Source organism: Chitinophagales bacterium, assembly GCA_020636495.1.
Classification (GTDB): Bacteria; Bacteroidota; Bacteroidia; order Chitinophagales; family Chitinophagaceae; genus UBA5543.
On sequence record JACJXQ010000008.1, the window covers coordinates 836,823 to 855,175 of the forward strand.

The window sequence follows — 18,353 nt, forward strand, 5'->3', positions numbered from 1 at the left end:
CGTTTTTATTTTTTTACTTTTTTCGTGCTATCATTATACCATCGCGTATAGGTAGCAGCACCTGCTCTATACGGTCGTCATCGCGCAGCTTTTCGTTGAAAGCGTGTATAGCTTTGCCATTCTTGCTTTGTTCAGCTTCAGGCAATACCACTTCGCCATCGTACAGTACGTTATCAGCCAGTATAAAGCCGCCTTTGCGCACTTTATCAAACACCTGGTCGTAATAAAGACCGTAGTTCACTTTGTCTGCGTCAATGAACACCAGGTCGAACATTTCGTCCAACCCCGGTATAATTTTCTCAGCTTGTCCTGTATGCAGTGTGATTTTTTCCTCTAATCCTGCTTCACAAATATAACGAAAACACATGTCTCTCAACTCTTCGTTCACGTCGATGGTGTGCAAGTGGCCGTCTTCTGTCAATCCTTTGGCCAGACATATGGCAGAATATCCTGTATATGTTCCTACCTCCAAAATACGCCTTGGTTTTAGCAAAAAGCTAATTGCCTGTAACACAGCACCTTGTAAATGCCCGGAGAGCATAATTGGTAACTGTACCTTCATATTGGTCTCCCTGTTCAGCTTTGCGAGAACAGGATCTTCGGGTGAAGTGAAGGCTTCTACGTAATTGTTAATGTTTGGTGAATGCTCAAAACGCCCCATAAAATGCTTCGATTTTGGATGAATTTGTATGTATCACCACAAAATTAAGGAACTATTCAGAGACTACAGAGTGTTGTTTTTTTGATATAACCAGTAGGAACAGGTAAGTAATTCCTGCATTGATGAGCAACAACTCCAAACCTATCTTATAGTTACCTAACAGGTAGGCTTCATTCTGTTTCAGTAAATAGCACAGTATTGGTGCTGCTATGCAAACCAAAGGCACCAGCTTATTATTGACATTGCGTTTTGTGAAGATACCGAATGCAAATAATGCCAGCAGTGGTCCGTAAGTATATCCTGCTACAGCCAGCAGCGTGCTGATAAGCGAACCGTTATCTACTTCTCTGAAGAAGAATATACAGCCAAGAAATACGAGTGCGAATGTATTATGTACGATAAGTCTTACCCTGCTTTTCTTTTTTTCGTCCCAGTCAGTACGGCGTTTCATGCCCAATATGTCTATGCAATACGATGAGGTAAGCGCTGTTAAAGCGCCGTCGGCACTGGGGAAGAGTGCCGATATCAAACCTATCATAAAACATATGGTGATGAAGAATGGCAAACCACTTTTCAACGCAATGAAAGGGAAGATATTATCGCCGGCAGCACTGATACCTTTTACGTCTGCATACAAATAGAGCAGTCCGCCCAGCAACAGGAATATGAAATTGGCTATCAGTAGAATGAAACAGAAGGTGATCATATTCTTCTGCGAATCCTTCAGGTTGCTTACGCTGATATTCTTTTGCATCATTTCCTGGTCCAGTCCTGTCATGCCTATGGTAATGAAAGCACCACCCAGTACGCTTTTCCAGAAGCTGCCACCCGACATGATGTCTGTATTCACCATTTTGGTATAACCTTTATCGGTCATAGCTGCCCATGTGCCTGAAAAACTCAGTCCCATATCATTCATGATGTATATAACACAGACCAGTAGTGCCAGTATCATAAATGTAGTTTGCAGTGTATCGGTCCATACAATAGTTTTTACACCACCTTTGAATGTGTACAGCAATATCAGGACGAGTATCAATACAGCTGTAAATTCAAAAGATACACCCATGTCTTTCAGCACGAACAGCTCCAGTACTTTGATGACCAGGTACAGCCTGAGTGTGGCCCCCAATGTACGCGACAGGATAAAGAACAAGGCTCCCGTTTTGTAGGATGCAGTACCCAGTCGTTCATCAAGGTAACTGTAAATAGAGGTAAGTTGCATTTTATAGTATATGGGCAAAAGGATAAATGCAACGGCAAAGTATCCCAGCCAGTAGCCTATTACTACCTGGAAGTAGGAGAAGCCTGCTGAGCCTACTGTGCCCGGTACCGAAATGAATGTCATGCCGGACAGGGAAGTGCCTATCATACCGAAGGCTACCACCCACCATTTACTGCTGCGGTTACCTATAAAAAACGACTCGTTATTGGAACCACGTGAAGTATAAAAGGCTATGCCCAGCAACAGGGCAAAATAAGATAAGATGATGACCAGTAATATTGCAGACATACTCATGCCGTGAAAATAGGCAAAAAGCAAGTAAACAGGTAACAGTTATTGCCTTGTATCAGCTGACTATTTGGCTACCCTGAACACTGCTGTTTCCGTTTCAGTACTCAGCCTAAGAATGTAGACACCTGCAGGTAGTGACATAACAGGAACGGTTACCGGCTGGCCGGCAGTGTATACTGAGTTGTACACTTTAGCACCTGTAATATCAGTGAGCTCGACGATCTTCTGTCCCGGAATATTATCTGCACCTTTGATGTATATCCTGTCACGTGCCGGGTTAGGGAAGATGCTTATGGTATTTACCAGGTCGTTCCGCCCCGCAACAGAAGTTGCGATGTATCCCTTATATTCTGTTGAATTCTCAATAAATACAAGGTTCAGGATATTTACTTTATTCGCATTTATCGTAGCAATAAAATCAATATTGTCTTTGCCCCATACGTCGCCAAATACTTTATAAGTACCAAATGGCAGATTGGTAAATGCATATTCGCCACTCGCGTCTGTAAACGTATAATCTACGGTCACATCCTGCATGTCTGTTACAAACATGATCTTATCGGGCAGGCGATTGTTAGTAAGACTGTCTTTGGCATATCCCGAAATAGTGGAAGGCCCGCCTGTTGGATTGATGGCTTCGGGTAATATAATATTGATCCCTTGTCTTGCCACTTGCAACGGGATGTCTCTCGCTCCTGACCATTTCAGGTCGTAGTTACTATTGTTTTTATGATAAGCCGGCAGGTATTTTTTGTAGTCGGCAGAGGTACTTTTTAAGGCTGCCCGCATGATCACTTCGCAACCTGTACTTTGTATCGGAAAAGAATCTACAGCATAGTACCCGTTCGTGTCTGTTTCAACACTGTCAATATAATTCAGCATAGTACCGCATTTGCTTATCAGGTACACCTGTGCGTCTTTTACTTTGGGTCGCTTACTGGCATCACCGAGGTATACATAGCCACTAAAATTGGTGGGTGGTGTAACACATACTATCAGGGGACTGTTGATGTTATTGCCTGCGTAGATGTGTGTATTTATTTTATAGGATACACTATCGCAATCAAGCGTAGATACATAAAAAACGGTACCTGTTGAAACATTTGAGGGTAATTGAAAACTGGCTACTCCAAATGAATCTGTCTTTTGCTGAATGAGCTGGAACGGAGGATTTGACTGGTTGGTGTCCGGGTACATATAAACTACCTTCCCTACCAGGCTGTCGCCGTTCGTGTTTTTAACCTTTGAGATGACAGTCCTCTGCCCGTAAACTACTCCCGTACCCAACAGTAACAATATGAGTATATATATATTCTTCATCGTTCAGTTATTATGCTTTCATACTATATAAGACGCCTTGTCGTGCGCATGTGTTAGTGTTTATGGCCTGTTTGACAACCGGTACCCTATAGTGATCCTCATATAAGGTTGAGTATATAGCTTTTGTAACTCTTTATCAGGTACAGAATTTTTATCTACTCCCGTTTTATGAACCATAACATCCACCATCCAACGTTCTCCGAACGACGCTGACGCTCCGATCATAAACCCATACCTGAAGAAATTACTATACGTAGTTTCTTTGTCAAGGTCATAACCGGTATACTCATCAGTATTATAAGTAAACAGGTCGCTGAAGCTTTTAGGGGCAGGGCCGTCAGGTGCAGGTTGCCCTTGTACTGTGGTATAGAAAGTTGCAGGGTCAATATTTTCAGTGTATTGCTTGCCCAGGTTGGTAAAACGGTTCATTTCCTCTTTTGTCTGTAGTACAGAACTGTATGTCACTGATCCGCCTAATATGAAGGCAAAAGTCTTGTTCACCTGGTATTTTACCATCAACGGCAATTCAATATCCCACATTTGTTTACCGGTTATTTTCTTGCCTACATGTATGGAATCGTATACCTGCCCGTATGTGTAGGTGCGGAAGATAGTATCCGGCGGGTTAGGGGTTAATATACTGCTGTCTACGGCCCCTCGTACCAGGCGGCTGGTAGAGTCGAAGGTAGAGCTGGTTATTTTATGATAGTCATGTATGCCATTGGCAAATGTTCCGGTAGTGGCATTGCCCATATGGAAAGTTGGTTGCAGTATGACAGAGAAGTTGGAAGGCAGCCTGTATTCAAGATATGGAGCTACTGCCCATTTATTGGCTCTCCACGACTGGTTGAAGCCTAATGAATACCCGGCTTTTATACCAAAGTCAAGCGGCAGTGGTTTCTTTTTCTTTGTAATAACAGGCGCTACGGTTTCGCTCAGTTCGTTCCCTGATGAGTCTGCAGGGATAAAGAGCTTCTTCTTTTTGCCTGTATCAGTATAGCTGTACTGTTCAGTTATAGATTCCGGCGATATTGCAGGCATATCCATCACTTCCGATGCTGCAGGAATGTTTAGTGGCTGTGTAGCCGAAAATGCATCTGCAGGGTTTACCGAGGCCATTATGCTTTCTGACGGTGGAATAATGGCCGGTTTAGCCTTTTTTGTCTGCCCTGTTTTGTTATTTGTACCTGCTTCCTGTGTTGGGTCCGTATTGTTATCGGTAGCCAATGGCACTGCCGGCAGGGGTACGGTCTGCATAGAACGGGTGACGGCGGCAACAGGCGTAGCAATACTGCTCATCGCCTGTTGTGGCATTAAAGACATAATGTCTTGCTGCCTGCCCCGGGTATCAGGCGCAGTGTTGCGCCCGGAGTTGTTCTGATGGTTGGAGGAGTGAGTTACAGCAACGTCGTTGCTGCTGAGGGCAGGGGCTGTATTTTGCTCTGTATGTTTATTATTATCGGTACGTTGTTTACTATTTGTTGTGTTACCTGTTGTTTGTGGTTCTGAGATATTTTTTTTGTTGGCCGTGTGTGATGGTATATTATCTTCATTTACACTGTTGCCTGCCTGCTGCTCATTATTTTGGACGAATTGAGCAACATCCGCATCTTCAGCAGAAGTCTTATCATTAAGTGGTGTAGCATGATTATCAGCCATAAGTTTTCCGCCGCTGTTATATAGATAACCGGCCATAATTACAGTGGCTGATACCAGTATCAGCGCTCCTATTCCCCAGAACCACCAAATGGGGAACACCTTTTTTCTTCCGTTCTGTGCATCCAGCCTTTTTTCCAGCGCATCCCATATTGCAGGGGGCGGCGTTTCGGCGTGGTTGCCCATCTCCCGGTCGAAAAACTCATCGATATTTATTTTACGTCCGTCCATAACGTTATCGCTTCATTATTGAGTTGATCTTGTCCTTTAATCGTTTGCGGGCATCATTCAGATGCCACCTGCTATTTACTTCACTGATACCCAGTGTTTCTGATATGTCTTTATGTTTATAATCTTCAAATACAAATAAGTTGAATACTATTCTTTGCGTGTCCGGTAGTTCCTGCACAATGGCCAGCAACTCTTTGTAAGACAGCTTGCCTACTATGTCATCGCTCATATATACCTCTTCAGGTATCTCGGCAGCGTGATACACTTGCTGGTCTTTTACATATTTGCGCAAATGGTCCATCACCGTATTGGTCACCACTTTTTTTATCCATCCTTCAAACGACCCGGTGCCAGAATAGCTGCTTATTTTGGTGAACACCTTAAAAAAGGCATCATTAAGCATTTCATCTGCCAGTTCATCATGTTTGGTATATCTTTTTATAGTGGCATATGCCTGTGGTGCGTATTTGTTGTATAGCGCCTTCTGGGCGGCTCGGTTCTGGGCAATACACTCCTGTATCAGCAGTTGGGTGTCTTCCCATACCGACTGATCCCCGTCTTTTTCAGACGAATGAGACCTGTTATTTAGCCAGAGTGTCAAATGTTATTTTTCTTTTATGTCATATGCGCCAGGCTTACCTTACATATACAGACGTATAAAACTAACTTTTTGTTAGTATTCAGAAAAAGCTTTCTGATACAATAAAGTATATATAAAAAGTGTTGTATGCGTGTGGCATGTATCCTGATATTATCAGTTGATATCTGGCTTTTTTGTAGTGTGTCCATAGAACACCTGTTAAAGTTGGTATCTTCGCGGACTTATAATTCGAGTGATGAGAAAATTACCTGTAACGGTTATACTTATTTTCCTGCATATCACGGCTTTTGCTCAACGGCAGAACAACAACTGGTGTTTTGGTAATGGTGCAGCGATCGATTTTAATAGTGGCAGCCCTGCATCATACAAATCATCCGTTAATGCTTTTGAGGCATGTGCTACCGTGAGCGACAGGCAGTCGGGAGCTTTACTTTTTTATACTGATGGGGTAAGGATATGGAATAGCCAACATAATGTGATGCCCAACGGTAACGCTATCGGAAATGATATCTTTTCCAGTGCTATGAGAGGTGTAGCCATCGTTCCGGTTACAAATGACAGTAACAAGTATTATGTTTTTGCAATGGATCCGGAGGATATTTCTGAAGGGGCATTGTTTTATTCAGTAGTAGATATGAAGCTGAACGGTGGGTTGGGCGATGTTGTTTCCGGTAAAAAGAAAATTAAGCTTGGTAAGGATTTTGTAGAAGGTATGGCGGCAGTGCCTACCTGCGACGGACACTGGCTGCTTTTGTCATCCAAAGTAAAGAACGAATTCTACGCCTACCGGATATCAGGGTCAGGAATAGATACCAATGCAGTAATATCACAAATGCCATATCCTTATGTGGCACATACGCTCGCGTGCATCAAGGCTTCGCCTGATGAAAAAAAGATATTGTACACAGAATATACGTCTCTTCCTTTTAGCGGCAGCACTTATAGTATAATAACATGGCACGATTTTGATGAAAAGACCGGTGTGATAAGCAACGGACAATTGCTGGACGCCGCCTCTACCGTTGCCAACTATTATAGCGGAGAATTTTCTGAAGACGGTACCAAGGTATATATAAGCGACCTGAGGAATAGAGAGGTGTTGCAATACGACCTGTCGCAACCTAGCCTGGCAGCTATAACGGCATCACGCAAAACGGTTTACAAAGCAGGTTCCGGCAAATCGATATCATTATTGCAAATGGGCCCCGATAATAATATTTATGTGGCCAACAACGGGTTGACAGCGATAGACCGTATCAGCAATACCAATGCTGCTTTCCCCGGTTGCGTATACGCCACCGGTATTGTCACTTTAGCACCGGGAACTTCTTCAAGACAATCATTACCACCGGCTGTAACCTACCCGGAAGTTAAAAGCCTGGATACGGTTTATACTACGTCTGACCGTACTTTCTGTTATGGTGATACGTTGCATCTGCAGGGCTTGCCCGGGGCACTTAAATACCTGTGGCAGGACAACAGCACGCAAAACGTTTACAAAGTAGACAGGAAGGGTACTTATTGGGTAACGTCCAGTTTCTCCTGCCTGGAGCAAACAGATACTTATAATGTATCTATGACCACATTACCCTTATACATTGGTAAGGACACAACTATTTGTTATGGTGATAAATTGTTGCTGAAAGCAGGATTAAGCGGTGACTCAACAACCTACCTTTGGCAGGACGGCACAACTGCTGATAGCCTTACGGTAATACGTGACGGTATGTATTACGTAACGGTGCATTCGGGCGCATGCCTGGCCAGCGATACTATATCAGTGTCTTTGAATACAAAGGCATTTTTCAACTTGGGAGAAGATACCATACTCTGTACAGGCGATGAATATATATTAACAGCCCCCGACGATGCTGATACTTTTATGTGGAGTACAACCTCGTTGGATAGTTTTATTACCATCAAAGAAAAAGGAACTTACTCATTGAAGATAGAACGCGGTGGCTGTAGTTTTAAAGACAGCATTGATGTGAAATATGCGGAGTCTTCTTTTAATATAGGCAAGGACTCAACACTGTGCAATGGTGAAGAATACACGATAGGTATGGGGTCAATACTGAATAGCCAATACTATTGGAGCCCTACCGGAACTATGGATTCACTGGTTACTGCAACCGAACCGGGTATTTATGCACTTACGGTTCAGAACCGCTGTGGAACTTTTCATGATACAGCACTTGTAGATTTTAAAGTGTGTGATTGTAACCCCATAACACCAACTGCATTCACCCCCAACAACGACGGACTGAATGATAAATTCGGACCGATACTGAAATGCAAAACCGCGACATTCAACTTTATTATTGTCAACAGGTTTGGCGAGGTGGTATTCAAAACCAATCAACTGCACGACAGGTGGGATGGCAGCTATAAGGGACAACCCTGTGATGTGGGCACCTACTACTTTATGATAAAAGTGCACAACACCAGCGATACCGATGAATTCTTTAAAGGAGATGTGGTGCTGATGAGATAATAAGATCAGCTAAGCTTCTCATTACTCTTATGCCTGTCGGCATCGCGTTTTGTTTTTTTATCCATGTTGTTTTTCAGGGCTGTGGTCAGGTCTACCCCGGTCTGGTTGGCCAGGCATATCAGCACCCACAGCACATCCGCCATTTCATCTGCCAGCTCTTTGCCCATATCGCTTTTTTTGAACGATTGATCGCCATAAGTGCGTACCATCAGCCGGGCCAGTTCCCCGGTCTCTTCCATTAATATGCCCAGGTTGGTCAGCTCGCTGAAGTAGCGGACACCTACGTTTTTTATCCATTCATCTACCTGTTGCTGTGCTTCGCGGATGGTCAGTTCCATTGTCTTGGTAATTAGTGATTAGTTAAAAGTCGTAACTATCACGATAATAGTCAAATATTCCCCGTATAGGGTTATTTTTAACGTTTGGCTTAGAGCTAATTTGTTAGTTTACACAAAAAAGAAGAACTTACTTTATGATCAAAAAGTATCTGTCAGGGCTATAGCTTATAAGTTTTGGGTTGATACTTTTAAATTTTGAATTAACTAAGAATGTCATACACATCAGATACGGAAGCGGCAAAAGCACTCACAGTACATTTTGATACCATAAAAAAATCCATCGCCAAAGTAATAGTAGGGCAGGATGACGTAGTAGATAAACTGGTTATCTCCATACTTTGTAATGGCCACAGCTTGCTTGTGGGAGTACCGGGACTGGCAAAAACGCTGCTGGTAAAGACTGTTGCCGATGTGCTGGATCTTTCTTTTAAACGCATCCAGTTTACCCCCGACCTGATGCCCAGCGATATTATCGGTGCGGAGATACTCAACGAGCAAAGGGCTTTTAAATTCCTGAAAGGCCCCATATTCGCTAATATTATCCTTGCAGATGAGATCAACCGTACACCCCCAAAAACACAGGCGGCGCTGCTGGAAGCCATGCAGGAACGTAATGTAACCGTAGCGGGTGAGATATATAAGCTGCCGCAGCCTTTCTTTGTACTGGCTACGCAAAACCCGATAGAACAGGAAGGTACCTACCCGCTGCCCGAAGCGCAGCTGGACAGGTTCATGTTTCACATAACACTGGACTACCCCAGCCATGCAGAGGAGGTAGCCATAGTGCGCAACACTACGGGTGTGCAGGATATAGATCTGCCCAAGGTGCTGAATGCGGAAGAGATCATGTATTTCCAGGGGCTGATAAGGCGTGTTCCTGTACCTGATAATGTATTGGAATATGCAGTATCTTTAGTACACAAAACCCGCCCGGCCAGTGCTACAGCGCCCGAAGTGGCTAAAAAGTATATAGGCTACGGCGCAGGGCCTCGTGCCTCTCAATACCTGGTGCTGGGTGCCAAATGCCATGCACTGTTGCATGGCAAATACTCGCCTGATATTGAGGATGTACAGGCAATGGCTATGGAGGTGCTGCGGCACCGTATAGTGCGCAACTACAAGGCCGAGGCCGAAGGCATAGGGCAGGAAGAACTCATCAAACAACTGTTTTAGTCATGAGCACTATAATAGAGAAAGCATCTTTTCTTCGTAATAAACTGGTACCTCTGTTGGGTACGATAAAGGCCAATGAGCCTGCGCGCTGGGGCAAAATGAATGCTCAGCAGATGATAGAGCATATGCGCTACGCTTTTATGGAGGCGGCGGGCAAATACGACAGAACCATACTGACGGCAGAAGAACACCTGCCAAAGATGTATGCTTTTATGATGAGTGAAAAACCATTCAGGGAGAACACCCCCAACCAGTTGCTGCCCAATGAGCCTGAACCACTGGAATACGAAGACATTCCCCGTGCACTGGAAGCATTAAAAACGGAGATAGAGAACTTTTTCCACGAATTCGCCAATCACCCGGATAAGAAAGTTACCAACCCTTTCTTCGGCCACCTGAATTTTGAAGAGTGGGTGCAACTGTTACACAAACATAGCTGGCACCACCTTAAACAATTCGGGGTGGAAAATTCGTAACAACATTGTTCAGCATATAGCTACTCTCCTTTATAGAATAGTTTTCCTTGCCATACCTGTCCTGTTTTGTTGTCAGAAATCCTGTAATAATACATTCCCGTATTCAATTGCAGTTCTTTTACAGGTATGGCTTGTGCATGATAGATGAACAGCGTTTTGACAACTTGTCCGATCGTATTGAAGATACTAATGGTACCTTCTTGCAGGTTTTCTGGAAGAATGATCTTACTGATAACGGTTGCAGGGTGAGGTGATATGGTCACAGATCCGTGACTTGTTTTGCTTAATGTCGCTACGCCTACATAACAGGAATCTGTGTTAGTAAAAAATTTGTAGCCACCTGGATTGCCATAAGGTATAGGCGGAGTAACATTTGTTTTATTTCCATTGTGGTGGAAACATACAAGCCATGAATGTCCCTCTACATTATGGTAATTTTCCAACGGAAATAGTACGCCATCTATGCACCCTATCCCTTCTACAACAGCATATGGCCAGCCACCACTACCGGATACACCATTAAAATAGAAGACTTTATACCATACTGAGTCCAATCGCACAGAGTCGATACGGCTTACATAATGTGTACCATTGGGGTAGTGTATACTATCTCCTACCTGTAAAGAAAAATCGTACAACAGGTATTCTACACCTCCTTTGAGCATGTATACACGTTGGGTTGTGGTATCATTTCGTACGAAAAAGCCGGGCGTCGTGAATGATTTGTACACTATGCCATTAATAGTAACGTCCTTTTGAATCTCAAATTTTCCAACTCCCCAAGTATACATATCACTGAATCCTTCATGCCATACATTTCCACTGTCAGTAAACCGGATCTTTTGTGCAGACAGGATTTGTGTAAACAGTAAAAAGAGAATGAATGTAATAGTGTGTTTCACAGGCCATGCATTATATAATAAAGATAGGATATTTTATTATGTATCGGCATGTGTTCTTTTAAGAATAAATCTTAGTAAATTACGTTTATTTTACGTATATTTGTCTTATTCAAATTGTCCGTTTGAACAGAGTTCTTTGACATCATGAAAACAGTTTTTTATTTTTCTCTGTTTTAGGAAACAAAAGGAAACAAAATACCACTATTGGCTGATAGTCAGTTTCTTATACAGCTATACCGGTAGGCACATTGGGAACAAAATCCCCTGTTCAGGAAACAAAATCAGTCTTTCAGGAACAAAAAAGAACTCTTTATCTGGTACACTACTTTATTTTCAGATATTCAAACCCATACGATGTGTGTTGTGATAACAATGTGTAATGTAGCAATTCTGAAGTCGGGCAGCGCAGTAGTAATGTGGTACCATCAGGGAGACTTCCGAAACCATTGAAGCTTATGGTTTAGGCCTCTTTTTCTTTGGTTCGTTTCTTTTGGAGGGGCAAAAGAAATGAACGGAAAGCTCAGTAAAGCTGAAGAGGTGAGGTGGTATTGATTAGCCTCAATGCAGATGTTCCGAAGATAATACTATCGCTGGTCGAAGTCTACCACCACACGCTCACTTCTTGGGTGCGACTGGCAGGTAAGCACATAGCCTTTTTCTACTTCGTCAGGCTCCAGTGCGTAGTTTACTTCCATTTCTACCTCACCTTCGGTTATCCTGGCACGGCAGGTGCAGCATACACCACCCTTGCACGCAAAAGGCAGGTCGGCACCTACTTTCAGTGCGGCATCCAGTATACTATCCCCGTTGTACGGCAGGTCCAGGTCAAAGGTGGTACCGTCCAGCGTGATGCTTACTTTGCTCATCTTGCCGGTATCTTCGGTATGTTCTTTCACCCATTGCTTGTGTGTAGCCTTAGGTTGGTCGGGCGATGTGAATAGCTCCATATGTACCTGTGAAGCATTCATGCCCAGGTCTATCATCTGCTGGCGAACGGATAAGATCATCTCTTCCGGTCCGCAGATGAAAGCCTCATCAATAGTATTGATATCTATCAGCTTATTGCAAAGGTCCTTGCATTTTTCGGCGGTAATACGACCATTGAACAGCGGAACATCCATGCTCTCCCTGCTCAATACGTGATACACACGCAGTCGTTGCATATATTCATTCTTCAGCGCTTCAATAGCCTCCCTGAAGATGATGGTGCCCCTGCTTTTGTTACCGTATACCAGCGTGAATTGTGTTTCATTATCACCCTCCAGCAACGACTTCATAATGCTCAGCACAGGGGTGATACCACTACCGGCGGCAATGGCCAGGTAATGTTTATGCTTTACTTCTTTGCCCTTCACCACGAAGTTGCCCATAGGGGGCATTACATCCAGCACATCGCCGGCCTTCAGCTCTTCGTTGGCATAGGTAGAGAATTTACCTTGTTCTACCTTCTTGATAGCTACCCTCAATTCATTATCATTCGGGCCGGCGCATATTGAATAAGAACGGCGAATCTCATCAGCACCTTCACCTTTGCGAAAGGTCAGGTATTGACCCGGTGTAAATGCAAAATCGTTTACAAGGTTTTCAGGTACTTCAAGAGCAACAGAAACACAATCTGCCGTTTCCGGCCTTATATCCTTCACTTTTAACGAATGAAACTTCACTGACATCTCTCGTATCTACGATGGTTTTTAAAAATGTGGCGCAAAAGTAAGCAAAAAAATGTCATATAAGACATTTAAGCCCCGTCAAGTAATTTATCAAGGTCTTCTTTGCGCATCATGGTGAATATCTTCTTACCGTCGGTAGTGTATTCGGGCTGGCTGCAGGCGAATAGTTCATCTATCAGTGCCTGCTGGTTTTCCTTCTGGTATATGGCAGATATATTGCGTGACAGGCGTTTGGCTACATTAGATAATAGCTTTTCTGTCCTCTTGCCTGCTATATCTGTCGATTCGTGTTTGAGTTGTTCCACAACATCATCCAGCACGTTCTTTTCCTCACCGGGAGGCAATCCTGATGGTATGCCCTGTACCACAAAGGTATTCTTGCCAAAAGGCGAAATATCAAAACCCAGACGCGCCAGGTCGGTAAGTGCCTCTGTGAGTAGTATTGCGTCCTGTGGCGACAATTCATATGATACAGGGAAAAGCACTTGTTGAGACGGTGCTTCCCCATTGTTCCACTGCTCCAGCAGGCGCTCATACCATATACGTTCCTGTGCGCGGCGTATATGTATCACCATCATGCCCGACTTAACAGTTGTAACCAGCATACTACCCTGCACAAACAGGATATTGTTAGCTCCTTCTATACGTGGTATGGCGGTATCTGCATGTAAGCTGCCTTGTTCCGGCGTTGTTTCCGGTTGAGATTCAGGAGTTGTATTGGCTATCTCGTACAGCTCTTTCCAGCGTTTAAGGCTGTCATTCTTTTCTACGATGTGTGCCTGCCCTTTGTTGGAAAAAGTATTGCTCAGGTAGCCCTGTTCTGTCTTTGCTCTTATAGCGTCAGTAGATGGTAGCTGTACTGATGATAATTGCTGTATCTCGGGGTTCAACGTAAAGTCAAGTGATGGGGCGATATTGTATTTGGCCAGTGCATGCTTCACGGCGGCATTCAGGTAGGCATACATCATCCTGTCATCTTCAAACTTTACCTCCTGTTTTGTAGGGTGCACGTTCACATCCACGCGGGCAGGGTCTACTTCCAGGAATAGCACATAGAAAGGGAATGATTCCTTTTCTATCAGGCCTTCATATGCATTCACTACCGCGTGATGCAGGTAGGGGCTCCTGATAAACCTGTTGTTGATAAAGAAATATTGGTTGCCGCGGGTACGAGTTGCAGCCTCTGGCTTGCCTATAAAACCGGATATATTCAGGAATTCAGTCTGCTCTTCTACAGGTACCAGGTTTTTAGTATATGAGTTGCCCAGCAGCTCTACCACCCTTGTTTTCAGGTTGCCGCCACTAAGATGAAACTGCTCCGAACCATTATGGAACAGCCTGAAGCCTATGCCGGGATGCGCCAAAGCTACACGTGTGAACTCATCTATGATATGCCTGAATTCCGTCGTATTGCTTTTAAGGAAATGCCTGCGCGCGGGCACGTTATAAAACAGGTTCTTCACGCTGATGCTGGTGCCTTGAGGGGTACCACAGGGCTCCTGTAGCTTCACCTCGGTACCTTCTACAACTATGCGTGTGCCTACCTCGGCATCCTTCTTCATGGTCTTCATCTCTACCTGCGCTACCGCAGCAATAGAGGCCATCGCCTCGCCCCTGAAACCCATAGTACGGATAGAGAACAGATCATTGATATCCCTGATCTTGGAGGTGGCATGACGTTCAAAACTCATACGTGCGTCGGTGGGGCTCATGCCTGCACCATTGTCTACCACCTGTATCAACTCTTTACCGGCATCTTTGATAATGAGTTGAATATCAGTAGCTCCCGCATCAACGGCGTTCTCCAGCATCTCCTTAACAGCAGACGCCGGGCGCTGTATCACTTCTCCCGCAGCTATCTGGTTAGCAATATGGTCAGACAATAAGTGGATGATATCCGGCACGATTCAGGTATTGATCTTAGCAAAGGTAAAACTAAAGCCGCCAAGTTAAGAACTTATACCAAACTGATGAAAATCATGGGTTGAGTTGATACAGGTGATTGAAGAAGGGAGGTAAATAAACGAAATTTGTATAAAATGATCTGACAATGGTTGGTGTAAAGCTGTTTTGCTTATGATGGTAAACGGTGCGTGAGTTGCCCCCGTCCCGGTAATGGGGGCGTTTATGTAAAGACAGTACAATTCCATAGCTTTATAGCTTGTAAAACAATCTGTTACCTTTGTTGATATGACTGCCCCGATACGTATATTAGGTTTAGCTGCTTTATGGATACTTCTTATTAATGGAACTGCTTTGGCGCAGACGAAAGTTGCCGCCCAAAGCAGGTGGGTAGATAGTGTGTACAATGCTCTTAGTGAAACGGAGCGTATAGGCCAGTTGTTCATGGTGGCAGCATACTCCGGGGGGAGAGACTATAATGAAGACGCTATTACCGAACTAGTGGCCAATCACCAGGTAGGGGGACTGATATTCATGCAGGGCACGCCCGAAGCACAGGCAAAACAGAACAACAAATACCAGCAGATGGCCAATGTACCCCTGCTGATAGGTATGGATGCGGAATGGGGACTGGGTATGAGGCTTACAGGCGTGCGCGATATGCCGCGCCAGATGATGGTAGGTGCAACTATGGATACAGCATTGGCATACAGGTTGGGCGAAGCCATCGCTGCACAGTGTAAAAGGTTGGGTGTCCATATCAACTTTGCACCGGTAGTAGATGTCAATAACAACCCAAAGAATCCCATCATCAATGCTCGGTCGTTTGGTGAGGATAAAGAATGGGTAGCTAAGCTGGGTATAGCTTATATGCGTGGCTTGCAGGATAATGGTATAATGGCTTGTGCCAAACACTTTCCCGGGCACGGCGATACAGAAACAGATTCACATAAAGACCTGCCAACTATTAATAAGAGCCTGGCACAATTGGAAGCATTGGAGTTTTACCCTTTTCGCAGGATGATAGACGCGGGTGTACAGAGCATGATGGTGGCGCACCTGGATATACCCGCACTGGAAAAGGAACCACATATTCCTACAACACTTTCAAGTAATACCATTAATGTGTACCTGAAAAGCAAAATGGGTTTTCAAGGGTTGGTGTTTACCGATGCGCTGAACATGCAGGGTGTAGCCAAATACTTTGAGCCGGGGGATGTGGACCTGAGGGCGTTTATGGCAGGTAATGATGTATTGCTTTTCTCGCAGGATGTACCAACAGCTATCAACAAGATACAGGCTGCTATTAATGAGGATAAGATATCGAGGATGGAGCTGGAACTGCGGGTTAAGAAGATATTGGCTGCCAAATACAGGGCCGGACTGGCCAACCGTAAAGATGTAAAAGTAGAGAATGCAACTGCCGACCTGAACAGGAGTACCGACGAACTGATATACCAGATGTCAGAAGCATCAGCCACTTTTGTGCGCGACAGGAACCAGTTGGTAAATAAACTCATTCGCAAGTCGGGTACCGTGAGTTATATCGGTGTAAATGCCAGTGGTTCTACCGACTTGTATAATGAACTGAAAACAGAACTGACGGGTATCAAAGCAAAATGGCTGCCTAAAGGTTCTTCAACGGCTGCTGTAAATGCATTAGTTACTGCTGCATCTGCTACAGATATATGTATTGTTGCGGTACACGATATGGGTTTTTATCCTTCATCAGGTGGCCGTTATGGATTAGATGCGCAACAGATGTCTTTCCTGAAACAGGTGCAGGCAAGGAAGAATGTGATACTCGTACTGATGGGTAACCCTTACCTGCTGCAGCACTTCTGTAGCTTCAGAACAGTATTTACAGGTTATGAAGATAATGAGCAGTCTGAAAAGGTAATGGCCAGTGTGATGCTGGGAGTAACCGTTGCAAATGGCAAGCTGCCGGTTACTCCTTGTGATGGTATGGTGATGGAAACCGCACCAAAACTGCTGGCTGAAAAACCTAAGGCAACGAAAGACAATGTGGTTGACATGCTGGAGCCGACCTACTTTATAGAGGATGCGGGCGTGGTGAACAGGGATGCGCTGGATAAGCTGAACCTGTTCCTTGAGCGTAGTGTGGTAGACGGTGTATTCCCGGGTTGCCAGGTACTGGCGGCTAAGAACGGTAAGGTGTTTTACAACAGGGCATTTGGCTACTATGATGCATACAAGAGTATCAAGGTAGATACCAACTCTATTTATGATGTGGCGTCTCTTACCAAAGTGCTGGCTACTACGCTTGCTGTAATGGAATTGTATGACCAGGGTAAACTGGATCTGGATAAAACATTAAGCTATTACCTGCCCTGGGTGAAGGGAACAGATAAAGAACGCCTGCAGATACGTGACCTGCTGCTACACCAGGCAGGCCTGAAAAGCTGGATACCATTCTATACAGAGACCCTGGATAGTAATGGTAAGCCTGACAAAGCTATATACAGCAACAAGGCTGATGCCAATTTCTCAGTACCGGTTGCAAGAGACCTGTATATACGTAAAGATTACAGGGATACGATATGGAAGACCATACTGACTGTACCACTGGAGAATAAAGGCAGGTATGTGTATAGCGACCTTGACTTTTACTTTCTTGCGGCAGTGGTTGAGAAGCTGACAGGAAAAACACTGGACGCTTATGTTGATGAACATTTCTATCAACCAATGGGCCTGAAAAGGATTACTTATAATCCACTAAGCAAATTCTCTTCTTCTGTTATCGTACCTACTGAGAACGATATGTACTTCCGTATGCAGACAATCAGGGGGTACGTGCACGACCAGGGGGCATCTATGTTTGGAGGGGTGGCCGGACATGCAGGTATTTTTGCCAATGCACATGATGTGGCAGCGATTTTCCAGATGCTGGTACAGGGCGGCACCTACAATGGCAAGCGCTTCTTCAAAAAAGAGACTGTTGCCTATTTCACAGCATACAATTCAAGATTAAGCCGCAGGGGATTAGGCTTTGATAAACCGGATGCAGATCCATATGATGCTGGACCGGCGGGAGAGCGGTGCAGCGGTTATACATTCGGGCACCAGGGTTTTACAGGCACATGTGCATGGGCCGACCCTGAAACTGGCGTAGTATTCGTGTTCTTATCCAACAGGGTAAATCCTTCTGCAGACAATAAAAAGATCAATCACCAGTCTACCCGTACCGTAGCACAGGACTACATTTACGAAGCATTAGGTATTCCTGTGAACAGGAACAGGGCGAATGTGAAAAAAGAACAAATGGCAAAGGTTCATTAGTATAATTACCCCTTTATCTGCCCCTTACAGTTAAGGATATTTAACATTTTATTTCATGGAAGTAGATAGAATATGCCTTTATTTGTCATGGTAAAGTCAACATATCCTAAACA

Annotated in this window: 13 protein-coding genes; 4 read left to right on the plus strand and 9 right to left on the minus strand. The window is 44.3% G+C overall.

The window, feature by feature from the left end; all coding sequences use genetic code 11:
• Nucleotides 1-13 precede the first annotated feature (13 nt).
• The 5 genes from H6550_03710 to H6550_03730 all read right to left on the minus strand — a co-directional run bounded on the left by H6550_03710 (nucleotide 14) and on the right by H6550_03730 (nucleotide 5,985).
• Nucleotides 14-661, minus strand: a complete 648-nt coding sequence (locus H6550_03710) for an O-methyltransferase (GenBank protein ID MCB9045228.1) — start codon at nucleotides 659-661, stop codon at nucleotides 14-16.
• 52 nt (nucleotides 662-713) lie between these two features.
• Nucleotides 714-2,174 carry a sodium:solute symporter gene (locus H6550_03715; protein MCB9045229.1) on the minus strand — a complete coding sequence of 487 codons (1,461 nt, stop codon included), beginning with the start codon at nucleotides 2,172-2,174 and terminating at the stop codon, nucleotides 714-716.
• Nucleotides 2,175-2,240: 66 nt separating this feature from the next.
• The gene (locus H6550_03720; protein ID MCB9045230.1) at nucleotides 2,241-3,497 is read right to left on the minus strand and encodes a T9SS type A sorting domain-containing protein; all 1,257 of its coding nucleotides are present in this window, start codon (nucleotides 3,495-3,497) and stop codon (nucleotides 2,241-2,243) included.
• Nucleotides 3,498-3,557: 60 nt separating this feature from the next.
• Nucleotides 3,558-5,384, minus strand: coding sequence for a hypothetical protein (locus H6550_03725; protein ID MCB9045231.1), 1,827 nt, complete (start codon nucleotides 5,382-5,384; stop codon nucleotides 3,558-3,560).
• Between the two features lie 4 nt (nucleotides 5,385-5,388).
• Nucleotides 5,389-5,985: a sigma-70 family RNA polymerase sigma factor gene (locus H6550_03730; GenBank protein MCB9045232.1), complete on the minus strand. Its 597-nt coding sequence runs from the start codon at nucleotides 5,983-5,985 to the stop codon at nucleotides 5,389-5,391.
• A gap of 235 nt (nucleotides 5,986-6,220) precedes the next feature.
• Between H6550_03730 and H6550_03735 the strand changes: the two genes are divergently transcribed.
• Nucleotides 6,221-8,479 (plus strand): gliding motility-associated C-terminal domain-containing protein, encoded by a 2,259-nt coding sequence (locus H6550_03735; protein ID MCB9045233.1) that lies wholly within the window; start codon nucleotides 6,221-6,223, stop codon nucleotides 8,477-8,479.
• 5 nt (nucleotides 8,480-8,484) lie between these two features.
• Here H6550_03735 and H6550_03740 read toward each other — a convergent pair whose 3' ends face one another.
• Entirely contained in the window at nucleotides 8,485-8,811 is a 327-nt protein-coding gene (locus H6550_03740) for a nucleotide pyrophosphohydrolase (protein MCB9045234.1), read from the minus strand.
• A gap of 216 nt (nucleotides 8,812-9,027) precedes the next feature.
• On the opposite strand from H6550_03740, the gene H6550_03745 reads away from it, so the two are divergent.
• Nucleotides 9,028-9,990 (plus strand): AAA family ATPase, encoded by a 963-nt coding sequence (locus tag H6550_03745; protein MCB9045235.1) that lies wholly within the window; start codon nucleotides 9,028-9,030, stop codon nucleotides 9,988-9,990.
• 2 nt (nucleotides 9,991-9,992) lie between these two features.
• Nucleotides 9,993-10,466, plus strand: a complete 474-nt coding sequence (locus H6550_03750) for a DinB family protein (protein MCB9045236.1) — start codon at nucleotides 9,993-9,995, stop codon at nucleotides 10,464-10,466.
• 20 nt (nucleotides 10,467-10,486) lie between these two features.
• Here the strand turns inward: H6550_03750 and H6550_03755 are convergent, their stop codons facing one another.
• The 3 genes from H6550_03755 to mutL all read right to left on the minus strand — a co-directional run bounded on the left by H6550_03755 (nucleotide 10,487) and on the right by mutL (nucleotide 14,942).
• The gene (locus H6550_03755; protein MCB9045237.1) at nucleotides 10,487-11,368 is read right to left on the minus strand and encodes a T9SS type A sorting domain-containing protein; all 882 of its coding nucleotides are present in this window, start codon (nucleotides 11,366-11,368) and stop codon (nucleotides 10,487-10,489) included.
• A gap of 584 nt (nucleotides 11,369-11,952) precedes the next feature.
• Nucleotides 11,953-13,038 carry a phenylacetate-CoA oxygenase/reductase subunit PaaK gene (gene paaK / locus H6550_03760; GenBank protein ID MCB9045238.1) on the minus strand — a complete coding sequence of 362 codons (1,086 nt, stop codon included), beginning with the start codon at nucleotides 13,036-13,038 and terminating at the stop codon, nucleotides 11,953-11,955.
• A 68-nt stretch (nucleotides 13,039-13,106) separates the two neighbouring features.
• A complete protein-coding gene (gene mutL / locus H6550_03765) occupies nucleotides 13,107-14,942 on the minus strand; it encodes a DNA mismatch repair endonuclease MutL (protein ID MCB9045239.1) in 1,836 nt (611 codons plus the stop codon).
• A gap of 286 nt (nucleotides 14,943-15,228) precedes the next feature.
• Here mutL and H6550_03770 point away from each other — a divergent pair, with 286 nt between their 5' ends.
• Complete coding sequence (locus H6550_03770; GenBank protein ID MCB9045240.1) at nucleotides 15,229-18,240, plus strand: serine hydrolase; 3,012 nt, start codon at nucleotides 15,229-15,231, stop codon at nucleotides 18,238-18,240.
• The last annotated feature ends 113 nt before the right edge of the window (nucleotides 18,241-18,353 follow it).

Bases quoted from the DNA above. Each gene is read 5' to 3' on its own strand.
- H6550_03735 (MCB9045233.1), top strand. From the start codon at position 6,221: ATGAGAAAATTACCTGTAACGGTTATACTTATTTTCCTGCATATCACG.
- H6550_03715 (MCB9045229.1), bottom strand. From the start codon at position 2,174: ATGTCTGCAATATTACTGGTCATCATCTTATCTTATTTTGCCCTGTTG.
- paaK (MCB9045238.1), bottom strand. From the start codon at position 13,038: ATGTCAGTGAAGTTTCATTCGTTAAAAGTGAAGGATATAAGGCCGGAA.
- H6550_03720 (MCB9045230.1), bottom strand. From the start codon at position 3,497: ATGAAGAATATATATATACTCATATTGTTACTGTTGGGTACGGGAGTA.
- H6550_03770 (MCB9045240.1), top strand. From the start codon at position 15,229: ATGACTGCCCCGATACGTATATTAGGTTTAGCTGCTTTATGGATACTT.
- H6550_03750 (MCB9045236.1), top strand. From the start codon at position 9,993: ATGAGCACTATAATAGAGAAAGCATCTTTTCTTCGTAATAAACTGGTA.
- H6550_03710 (MCB9045228.1), bottom strand. From the start codon at position 661: ATGGGGCGTTTTGAGCATTCACCAAACATTAACAATTACGTAGAAGCC.
- H6550_03745 (MCB9045235.1), top strand. From the start codon at position 9,028: ATGTCATACACATCAGATACGGAAGCGGCAAAAGCACTCACAGTACAT.
- H6550_03725 (MCB9045231.1), bottom strand. From the start codon at position 5,384: ATGGACGGACGTAAAATAAATATCGATGAGTTTTTCGACCGGGAGATG.